Annotated in this window: 5 protein-coding genes and 1 pseudogene; 2 read left to right on the top strand and 4 right to left on the bottom strand. The window is 75.5% G+C overall.

The genetic code is table 11. From position 1 onward, the window contains the following. The first annotated feature begins 280 nt into the window (after nt 1-280). Together ACZ7HT_RS36430 and ACZ7HT_RS36425 are read left to right on the top strand one after the other, a co-directional pair. Complete coding sequence (locus tag ACZ7HT_RS36430; RefSeq protein WP_471173985.1) at nt 281-3,949, top strand: trypsin-like peptidase domain-containing protein; 3,669 nt, start codon at nt 281-283, stop codon at nt 3,947-3,949. A gap of 38 nt (nt 3,950-3,987) precedes the next feature. After that, on the top strand, nt 3,988-4,941 hold the full coding sequence (locus ACZ7HT_RS36425) for a bifunctional riboflavin kinase/FAD synthetase (RefSeq protein WP_471173983.1): 954 nt from the start codon (nt 3,988-3,990) through the stop codon (nt 4,939-4,941). 18 nt (nt 4,942-4,959) lie between these two features. Here the strand turns inward: ACZ7HT_RS36425 and ACZ7HT_RS36420 are convergent, their stop codons facing one another. The 4 genes and pseudogenes from ACZ7HT_RS36420 to ACZ7HT_RS36405 form a co-directional block, all read right to left on the bottom strand. Then, nucleotides 4,960-5,976, bottom strand: a complete 1,017-nt coding sequence (locus tag ACZ7HT_RS36420; protein ID WP_471173980.1) for an oligopeptide/dipeptide ABC transporter ATP-binding protein — start codon at nt 5,974-5,976, stop codon at nt 4,960-4,962. Then, nucleotides 5,973-6,938, bottom strand: a complete 966-nt coding sequence (locus ACZ7HT_RS36415) for an ABC transporter ATP-binding protein (RefSeq protein ID WP_471173978.1) — start codon at nt 6,936-6,938, stop codon at nt 5,973-5,975. The genes ACZ7HT_RS36420 and ACZ7HT_RS36415 overlap by 4 nt, the downstream gene beginning before the upstream one ends. Further along, the gene (locus tag ACZ7HT_RS36410) at nt 6,935-7,819 is read right to left on the bottom strand and encodes an ABC transporter permease (protein ID WP_471173976.1); all 885 of its coding nucleotides are present in this window, start codon (nt 7,817-7,819) and stop codon (nt 6,935-6,937) included. The genes ACZ7HT_RS36415 and ACZ7HT_RS36410 overlap by 4 nt, the downstream gene beginning before the upstream one ends. Continuing rightward, nucleotides 7,816-8,793, bottom strand: a pseudogene (locus tag ACZ7HT_RS36405) (ABC transporter permease); the annotation flags it as partial. The gene ACZ7HT_RS36410 and the pseudogene ACZ7HT_RS36405, both read right to left, overlap by 4 nt. Nucleotides 8,794-8,892: the final 99 nt, after the last annotated feature.

Raw genomic sequence — 8,892 nt, 5'->3', positions numbered from 1 at the left:
GTATGTGGTAGGGCTGAGGGACGCGGGGGGGGAGGGGGGTGTGTGGTGTGGGGTGTTTTTGGTGTGGTTTTTTGGGGTGTTCGTTCCGCCCCCCCCCCCCCCCCCCCCCCCCCCCCCCCCCACGTCTTTCCCCCCTCGTTTCCCCCGGACCGATCCTGTCCCACCGAGCCGCCGAAATTCACCCCATCGGGGAGGCGCTCGGAGTGAACGAGGGAGTGTCGGGGGGCGCGTTTCCCCACGAGTGTCTCCGGGTGATCACCGGCGGCCTACCGTCGACATCATGGGACGCGGGGACCTGGCGACGCTGGTACGGATCTGCGATCTGGCGGGCCGGCCGCGCGGCACCGGTTTCCTCGCCGACCACCACGGAACGGTCGTCACCAGCCACGAAGCCGTCGACGGGCTCAGCCGTGTCGTTCTGCACGCCCCCGGCGACCGCAGCTGGCTCGCCGAGGCCGAGGCCGTCACCCCGCTGCCCGAGAGCGGCCTCGCGCTCGTCCGCACCGAAGGGCTCGGCGGCCGCCCGCTGCCGCTCGCGACCCGGCCCGAGATCGAACCCGGCACGTACGTACGGATCGCCGCCCAGGGCTGGCGCGAGGCCCGCGTCCTCGGCCCCGCCTCCGTCACGTACACCGCCGCCGACCGCTTCCACGCCCTCGCCGACGCCCTCGAACTCGCCATCGGCACCGAGGGCGCCGAGGTGCTCCGCCGTGGCGGCCAGGCCGCCGGCGGGCCCGTCCTCGACACCGTCACCGGCACCGTCCTCGCCGTCCTCGGCACCGCCCTGCGCGGCGACCGCAGGGCCGCCGGATACGCCGTGCCGCTCCGGCCCGCCGGACCGCACCACGAGGGGCCGGCCGCCGCGCACGCCGAGCTGCTCGCCGCCCTGCTGCGGCGCAACGCGGCCACCGTCCCCGCCTACGGACCCGACCTCAACCTCGCCGCGATCCTGGAACTCACCGCCACCTCCACGGGGCCCGTAAGGGATCCCGCCCCCTGGCCCGAGCCGGTCGAACGGCCCGACTGCGTCCGCGAGTTCGCCCGGTTCGCGGCCGGTGGTGCCCCCGTCCTCGCCCTCGTCGGCGCCCCCGGCACCGGCCGCACCACCGCCCTCGCCGCGCTCTGCGCCCGGCGCGCCCGGGGCGCCGAACCCGCCCCCACCGTCCGGCTGCGCGGCGCCGACCTGCGCGCCGAGGACCGCTCGCTCGCCGACGCCGTCGGCCGCGCCCTCCACCAGGCGGGGCGGATCGTCGCCGCGTCCGGGGCGCTCGGCGACACCACGACCGCCACCCCGGAGCGGGCCGCCGCCCTCGCCCGCGACGCGGGCCGCCCCCTCCTCGTCGTCCTCGACGGCCCCGAGGAGATGCCCCCGCTCCTCGCCCACCGCCTCGCCGACTGGACGACGGCCACGGAGGCCTGGCTCCGCGCCCACGGGGCCCGGCTCGTCACGGCCTGCCGCCCGGAACACTGGGAACAGGCGGGCACGCTGTACGGCCCGGGGGCGCTGCACCGGCCGACGGGGCCCGGCAGCGGACCGTCCGGGCCGGGCCGGGCCGTGACCGGCACCGGCACAGGCACCGGCATCGGCGACGCCACGCCCGCCGCCGTCGTCCTCGGGCCGTACTCCGAGACGGAGGCCCGTGCGGTACGCGAGGGCTACGGGATCGGGGAGACGGAGCTCGCCCCGGCGGACGCCCGGCACCCGCTGGCCCTGCGGCTGCTCGCCGAGGTGCGGGCGGCGCTGCCGGGGGAGGTGCCGGGGCGGCCAGGACGCGAGGAGATCTTCACGGCCTACCTGGACCTGATGTGCCTGCGCATCGCCGTCAGGATCGCCGCGGGCTCGCGGCCGCTCCCCCGGGGGACGGCCGTCCGCCGGCTCGCCGCGCGCGTGACGGGCCGGCTGCACGAGGCGGCCCGCCGGTGCCTCGGCCCCGGGCACGGCGTCCTCGACCGGGCCTCCTTCGAGGAGCTGTTCCCCTGGCGGGAGGGCTGGGCCTCGGCCGTCCTCACCGAGGGCCTCCTCGTCCCGGCGGGCGCCGGCTACCGCTTCGCCCACGAGGAACTGGCCGACTGGGTCCAGGCCGCCCACCTGGACCTGGACACGGCCCTGCACGCCCTGATCCACGGAGGCCGGACGTCAGATCCGCCCCGCTCACCGGAAGCGGGCCCGCCGCCCGCTGCGGGCGTGTCCGGCGGGCCCGCAAGCCCGCGCAGGGGCAGGCACGCGGCACCCGGTACTCCGGCCGGACCCGGCGCCACCGGCACGCTCGGAGAAGCCGCCGGGCCGGCCGATCCCGGGATGCCCGGCGTCCCCGGCGTTCCCGGCGCCCCCGGTCCCGGGGAGCAGGCGGGCGGTGGGGCGTTGCCCGTGCCTCGGCATCGGATCGGGCCCGTGCTGCAGGCGTTGCTGCTGCTCCATCGGGAGCGGGGGGTCGCCGGGCTCGGGCCGCGGTTGGGCGGGCTCGTCGAGGCGCTCGGGCGGTTCGCCCGGGAGGGGCAGGGCGGGGACGGGAGCTGGTGGGCCGCTCGGCTGCTCGGGGAGAGTGTGCGGCGCGTGCCGGATCCGCGGCCGTACCTGCCCGTCCTGCGGCTGCTCGCCGACCAGGTCGGGGCCCACCCGGAGCCGCACCCCGTGTTCGCCTCCTTCGGGATCGCGTTCTGGCTGGGGCTGCCGGTCGGCGAGGACGAGCGGATCGATCTGCTGCGGCGGCTCGGCGACCGCGGCCTCGACGCCGTCGCCGCGAAGCTGGCCGCCGACCCCCGGGGCGTCCAGCCGCTCCTCTGCCGCTGGTTCGGCGACCCCCGGCCCGAGGTCGCCCGTGCCGCCCAGGCCCTCCTGCACACCCACCGCCGGCTCGCCGTCGACGACCTCTGCGAGGCGCTCGTCGCCACCGCCCACCCCCTCGCCGACGGCCTCCTCGCCGCGCTCGCCGAGGACGAGCCCTCCGCGCTCTGCCGGGCCGTCGACCGCTGGGCCCACGACGACGGGCGCCCGGAGCGGCGCGTCGCGGCCGCCGCGTACGGACAGCTCGTCGCCGGGCACGTCACCACCTCCGCCGACCGCGAGCTCCTCCGCTACGCCGCCCTCGCCCTGCTCGCCCGCCCCGGCGACCAGACCCTCCACGGCGCCGCCCTCGGACTCCTCGTCCGCGACCCGCACACCCGCTCCCGCCACCTGCCCCGCGCCGTGGCCGAGCTCCGGGTGCCCGCCGCCGCCCTCGCCGAGGCCCTCCCCACCCATCCCGAGGAGGTCCTCACGGCCTTCCGGGCCCGGCTGATCGGCACCGGCGAGGCCCCGGCCGCCGCCCTCCTGGCCCTCGCGGAGGTCGACACGCCCGCCCTCGCCCGCCGGATCGCCGCCCTCGCCCGCGACTACGCCGCCCGCCACCCCGAGGGCGCCCCGCTCGTCGCCGCCTTCGTCGACCGCCGCTTCGAGGACGGCCCGGCGGCAAGGGCGATCCTCTTCCCGCTGGTCACGGGCCTCATCCGGGGCCGCCCCGCCGCGCTCAGGCGCGCCCTCGCCCCCGTCCTCGCCGCTCCCGGCACCGGCGCCTCCCGCCATCTGCGGGCCGAGCTGCTCGACGTACTCCTGGAGCACGAGCGGTACGAGGCCGAGGCCGGGCAGCTCACCGTCCTGGAGGCCCTCCTGCGGGCCGCCGCGGAGGGCGCGGAGCTGCGTACCGTGCCGCGCACCCGGGAGCTGACCCACCGGGTCGGCGCGCTGTGCGTCCGTACCCCCGAGGGCGCGTGGTGGCTCGACCGGGCCCTCGCCGGAGCCGTCCGCGAGCTGCCCGCGTTCGCCGCGCTCCTCGCCACCTGGACGGTCGCGGCCCCCGCCGACTGGGCCCCGCTGCTCGGCCCGGAGACCCTCCAGGCGCTGCGGAGTCCCGGCACTGCCATGCCGATGCGTACCGAGGGCCGTGGACATGGCAGTCTTAGACCTGCGTAAGGCGAACAGGGCGAACAGGCGGACGAGGAGCGGTCACAGTGCAGCGCTGGCGTGGCTTGGAGGACATCCCCCAGGACTGGGGACGCAGCGTCGTCACCATCGGCTCCTACGACGGGGTGCACCGCGGACACCAGCTGATCATCGGGCGTGCCGTGGAGCGCGCCCGTGAGCTGGGCGTCCCCTCCGTCGTCGTCACCTTCGACCCGCACCCCTCCGAGGTCGTGCGCCCCGGCAGCCACCCGCCGCTGCTCGCCCCGCACCACCGGCGCGCCGAGCTGATCGAGGAGCTGGGGGTGGACGCGGTGCTCGTGCTGCCGTTCACCGCCGAGTTCTCCCAGCTGTCCCCGGCCGACTTCATCGTCAAGGTGCTCGTCGACAAGTTGCACGCGAAGGCCGTCATCGAGGGCCCCAACTTCCGCTTCGGGCACCGGGCGGCCGGGAACGTCGCGTTCCTGACCGAGCTGGGCGCCACCTACGACTACGAGGTCGAGGTCATCGACCTGTACGTCAGCGGGGCCGCCGGCGGCGGTCAGCCCTTCTCCTCCACCCTCACCCGCCGCCTCGTCGCCGAGGGCGACATGGCCGGCGCGGGCGAGATCCTCGGCCGGCCGCACCGGGTCGAGGGCATCGTCGTCCGCGGGGCGCAGCGCGGCCGCGAGCTCGGCTTCCCGACGGCCAACGTCGAGACCCTGCCGCACACGGCGATCCCGGCGGACGGCGTGTACGCGGGCTGGCTGACGGCCGCGGGGGAGCGGATGCCGGCGGCGATCTCGGTCGGCACGAACCCGCAGTTCGACGGCACGGAGCGGACGGTCGAGGCGTACGCGATCGACCGCGAGGGGCTCGACCTGTACGGGCTGCACGTGACCGTGGACTTCCTGGCGTACGTGCGGGGGATGCTGAAGTTCGACACGCTGGACGATCTGCTGCAGGCGATGGCGGGGGACGTGAAGCGCTGCCGCGAGCTGACGGACGAGTACGACCGCGCCTGAGCCCACCGGGCACCCGCTTCAGCGGGTCACCCAGTGGCACGCCACCGCCTCACCCCCGCCCGCCAGGACCGGCAGGTCCTCGTCCCGGCAGCGGGCCGCCACCGCCGACGCCTCTCCCGTCGCGAGGAGCTGGCAGCGGGCGTGGAAGCGGCAGCCGGAGGGGATGCGGGACGGGTCCGGGGGTTCGCCGGTGAGGATCACCGGGGCGCCTTCCGACTCCGGGAGGACCGACAACAGCGCCCGGGTGTACGGGTGCTGAGGGTGCGTCAGTACGGACTCCACCGGGCCCGTCTCCACCACCCGGCCCAGGTACATCACCGCCACCCGGTCCGCGATGTTCCACGCGAGTCCCAGGTCGTGCGTCACCACGAGCGCGGACAGGCCCAGTTCGTCGCGGAGGCGGAGCAGCAGCGCCAGGATCTCGCCCCGTACGGACGCGTCCAGGGACGCCACCGGCTCGTCGGCGACGATCAGTTCGGGTTCCAGGACCAGCGCGCCCGCGATGACCACGCGCTGCCGCTGCCCGCCGGACAGCTCGTGCGGGTAGCGGAGGAAGAAGCGCTCAGGGGGGCGGAGCCCGGCCCGGGACAGGGCCTCGGCGACCGCCGTCCGCTCGTCCCGTGCGGACCGGGGGACCCCGTGGATCCGCAGCCCCTCCGCCACCGCGTCGTACACGGTGTGCCGGGGGTTCAGTGAACCGCTCGGGTCCTGGAGGACCAGCTGCGCCCGCTTCCGGTAGGCCCTGAGCGCCCCGGAGGAGTACGCGAGGGGCCGGCCGTCGAAGGAGACCGCCCCCGCCGTGGGCCGGACCAGGCCGAGCAGGGAGCGGGCCAGCGTCGTCTTGCCGCAGCCGGACTCGCCGACCAGGGCCACGATCTCGCCGGCCCCGATGTCCAGGTCCACGCCGTCCACCGCGCGCGCGGGCGGTGCGCCCCGCCGCCCCGGGAAGGCGACGTGCAGTCCGCGCGCCGACAGGAGGGGGCGTGTGGGGGCCTCGGTGCCCGTGACGTGTTCCCGACGCGCCTCGCCGCTCATGCCGTGCTCCCCACGTGTACGCAGGCGGCCCGGCGCCCCGCGCCCGCCTCCCGCAGTTCCTGGTCCTGCTCCGCGCAGGCGTCCACCGCCACCGGGCAGCGGGGATGGAAGGTGCAGCCGCCGGGCAGGTCGGCCGGGTCCGGCGGGTCGCCGGGCAGGCCGCGCGGCGCCCGCCGGGACGCGAGGTCGCCGATGCGGGGGAACGCCGAGGACAGCGCCCGCCCGTACGGGTGCGCGGCCGCCTCGTACACCTCCCGCGCCGGCCCCTCCTCGACGACCCGGCCCGCGTACATCACGGCGAGCCGGTCGCAGGTGTCGGCGAGGACCGCCAGGTCGTGGCTGATCATCAGGAGGCTGATGGACTGCTCGGCGACGAGCCGCTCGATCAGCCGCAGGATCTGCGCCTGGATCATCACGTCGAGCGCGGTCGTCGGCTCGTCCGCGACGATCAGGCGCGGGTCGCAGGCGAGCGCCATCGCGATCATCACGCGCTGCCGCTGCCCGCCGGACAGCTCGTGCGGATAGGCGGCGGCCCTGGCCGCCGGAAGCCCGACGTGTTCGAGCAGCTCGCCGACCCGCCTGCGGGCCGCCGCCGGGGTCGCCCGGCCGTGCACGAGCAGCGGTTCGGCGATCTGGTCCCCGATCCGGTGCACGGCGTTCAGCGAGTGCATCGCGCCCTGGAAGACGATCGACGCGCCCGCCCAGCGCACCGCCCGGAGGCGTCCCCACGACATGGCGAGGACGTCGTCGCCGTCGAGCAGGATCTCGCCCTCGATCCGCGCCGTGGCCGGAAGCAGCCGGAGCAGCGCGAGTGCGAGCGTGGACTTGCCGCAGCCCGACTCGCCGGCCACGCCCAGCTTGGTCCCCGGCTCCAGGGTCAGGTCGACCCCGCGCACGGCGGGCACGGCGGCCGCGCCGGAGCCGTACGTCACCCTGAGGTCCCGTACCTCCAGGAGGCTCATCGCCCCACCCCCAGCTTCGGGTTGAGCACGGACTCCACGGCCCGGCCGCAGAGCGTGAAGGCGAGCGCGACCAGGGCGATCGCGATCCCGGGCGGGGCCAGGTACCACCAGTGACCGGAGGAGACGGCGCCCGCCTCCCGGGCGTCCTGGAGCATCCCGCCCCAGGACACGACGGTCGGGTCGCCGAGGCCGAGGAACGCGAGGGTCGCCTCGGTGAGGATGGCGGTCGAGATGCCGAGGGTGGTCTGCGCGAGGACCAGCGGCATCACGTTCGGCAGCACGTGCCGGGTCATGACGTGCCGGTGGCCGCCGCCGAGCGCGGTCGCCCGCTCGATGTACGGGCGGGACTCCACCGCGATCGTCTGCGCCCGTACGAGCCGGGCGGTGGTCGGCCAGGACGTCACGCCGATCGCGAGGATCACCGTCCACATCGACCGGGACATGACCGTGGCGAGGACGATCGCGAGCACCAGCGTCGGCATCACCAGGAACCAGTCGGTGATCCGCATGACGACGGTCGAGAACCAGCCGCCGTAGTGCCCGGCGATGATGCCGACCAGGGTCCCGATGGCGACGGACAGGGTCGCCGCGAGCAGGCCGACGAGCAGCGAGATCCTGGCCCCCCAGATCAGCAGGCCGAGCAGCGAGCGCCCGAACTGATCGGTGCCCAGCGGGAATTCGGCGCTCGGCGGCTCCAGGGCCGTGCCCGGCGCCTCCGTCACCGACTGCACGTCGGAGCCGACGGTCCACGGGGCGGTGAGCGCGAGCAGCGCGATCAGGACGAGCCCGGCGAGGCCGTAGAGCCCGGCGCGGTGGGTCCGGTACGACGTCCAGAAGCGAGCGGCCGAACCCTTGCGGCGCTCCCATGCGAGAGAGGTCATCGGCCCACCCGGGGGTCGAGCAGCGGATAGAGCAGGTCGGCGATCAGGTTCATCAGGATCATCGCTCCGGCGAAGACCACGAACAGGCCCTGCACGAGCGGCAGATCGGGCACGCTCAGCGCCTGGTAGAAGAGACCGCCGAGTCCCGGCCAGGAGAACACGGTCTCCACCAGGATCGAACCGGCCGCGACATGGCCCAGGTTGATGAAGATCATGGTGACGGTCGGGAGCAGCGCGTTCGGCACGGCGTGCTTGCGCCGCACGACGTCGTCCCGCAGCCCCTTCGCCCGAGCCGTCGTCAGATAGTCGCCGCCCATCTCGTCGAGGAGCGAGGAGCGCATCACCAGCAGCGTCTGCGCGTAGCCGACGGCGACGAGCGTGACGACGGGCAGGACCAGGTGGTGCGCGACGTCCAGGACGTACGCGAAGCCGGTCTCGCCCGTGCCCGACTCCATGCCGCCGGTCGGGAAGAGTCCCGGGATCGGCCCCATGCCCACCGAGAAGACGATGATGAGGATCAGCCCGAGCCAGAAGGAGGGCACCGACCACAGGGTCAGCGCGATCCCCGTGTTCAGCTTGTCGCCGAGCCCGCCGTGCCGCCAGGCCGAGCGGGTGCCGAGCCACAGGCCGAGCGCCGAGTAGATCACCACGGCGATGCCGGTGAGCAGCAGCGTCGCCGGGAGCTTCTCCGCGATGAGGTCGCCGACCGGGGCGCGGAACTGGAACGAGGTGCCGAGGTCGCCGCTCAGCGCCTTGGCGCAGTAGTCGGTGAACTGGTGCCACAGCGGCAGGTCGAGCCCGAACTGGCGGCGCAGTGTGGCGAGTTGCTCGGCCGAGGTGGGCACGCCGTGGGTCATCGCCTTCACCGGGTCGCCGGGGATGATCCGGAACAGGAAGAAGCTGGTGACCAGGACGGCGAGGAGCGAGACGAGCGCGCCGCCGACCTTCCCCGCCGCGTGGCGGAGATAGCCGAGGGAGGAACCGGTGCGGGGTGCGCCGTCCGTGGGGGGGGGGGGTTTCCCTCCTCCCCCACTGGGGGGGGGGGTTTCCTTTTTTCCCCCCCTCCCTCACTC

This window comes from Streptomyces sp. NPDC037410 (assembly GCF_055602235.1).
This window is presented reverse-complemented; position numbering and strand designations above follow the sequence as displayed.